The sequence below is a fragment of the Stenotrophomonas sp. CASM110 genome (assembly GCF_049384345.1).
GTDB lineage: Bacteria > Pseudomonadota > Gammaproteobacteria > Xanthomonadales > Xanthomonadaceae > Stenotrophomonas > Stenotrophomonas muris.
Genome location: NZ_JBMRGI010000046.1, coordinates 1 through 1205, shown reverse-complemented (window position 1 = coordinate 1205; position 1205 = coordinate 1). Strand labels below are relative to the sequence as shown.

1 protein-coding gene is annotated in these 1205 nt (G+C 70.9%); it reads right to left on the bottom strand.

From position 1 onward, the window contains the following. Window positions 1-43: 43 nt before the first annotated feature. Window positions 44-955 (bottom strand): hydroxymethylbilane synthase, encoded by a 912-nt coding sequence (gene hemC / locus VG561_RS21120; protein ID WP_423179943.1) that lies wholly within the window; start codon window positions 953-955, stop codon window positions 44-46. Window positions 956-1205: the final 250 nt, after the last annotated feature.

The window sequence follows — 1205 nt, the reverse complement described above, 5'->3', positions numbered from 1 at the left end:
ATCCGGAGGCGCTGGGCCAGCGGCCGGCACTACCGGCGGTAGCTCAGACGTTCAGCAGTTCGCCGGCACCGGCTTCCAGCAGCATCTTCGCCACGCGCTGGCCCAGCGCCTCCGGATCCCGGGCCGGTCCCACCGCCTCGGCGCGCACCGCACGACCATCGCTGGCACTGCCGACCAGGCCCTGCAGGTGCAGGTCGTCGCCCTGCCACTGCGCGATGGCCGCCACCGGCACGTGGCAGCTGCCATGCAGCGCGCGGTTCATCGCCCGCTCGGCTTCCACGCAGGCGCGCGTAGCGGCGTCATCAAGCGTGGCGAACAGCGCCATCAGGCGCGTATTGCCACCGTCGCACTCCACCGCCACCGCGCCCTGCGCCGGTGCCGGCAGCCACTGCGGCGGCTGCAGGCGCGCGACGATGCGCCCGCCCAGGCCCAGGCGCTCCAGGCCGGCCACGGCCAGCACGATGGCGTCGTAACTACCATTGTCGAGCTTGGCCAGGCGGGTGTTGACGTTGCCGCGCAGGTCCAGCAATTCCAGATCCGGGCGCAGCGCGCGCAGCTGGGCCTGGCGGCGCAGCGATGAGGTGCCGACCCGCGCACCGATCGGCAGCGCGTCCAGCGAGGCGTACAGGTTGGAGACGAAACCATCGGCTGGATCGTGGCGGGTCAGCATCGCCGGCAGCGCGAAGGGTTCGTCCAGTTCCATCGGCACATCCTTCAGCGAGTGCACGGCGCAGTCGGCCTCACCGCGCAGCATGGCCAGCTCCAGCTCCTTCAGGAACAGGCCCTTGCCACCGATGGCGGCCAGCGAGCGGTCGAGCACCTCGTCACCGCGGGTGCTCATCGGCACCAGTTCCACATGCAGCCCGGGATGGGCCTGGCGCAGGCGGTTGGCGACGTGTTCGCTTTGCCAGAGGGCGAGCGGGCTCTTGCGGGTGGCGATGCGGACGGTTTCCATCCGGTCATTATCGCGCCTTCGGCGCGGATACGGCCAACGGCGGAGCCCCTCGTGGCTGGTGCTATCAAAGCAGAAGCCGTGCTTGGCCGGGGCGGTGGGGTCATGCGGGGACGCCGTGAACCCATCCATGGGGGCTTGGTCGCGGCTTGCTCGTGTGCGCTGTCCTGCGCACACGGCAAGACCGGTGTTGAGCGTCCTGCCCAACCCGCCCGAGGCATGCCTCGGGCCCATGCCGCGGACACCCCGCATG

Bases quoted from the DNA above. Each gene is read 5' to 3' on its own strand.
- hemC (WP_423179943.1), bottom strand. From the start codon at position 955: ATGGAAACCGTCCGCATCGCCACCCGCAAGAGCCCGCTCGCCCTCTGG.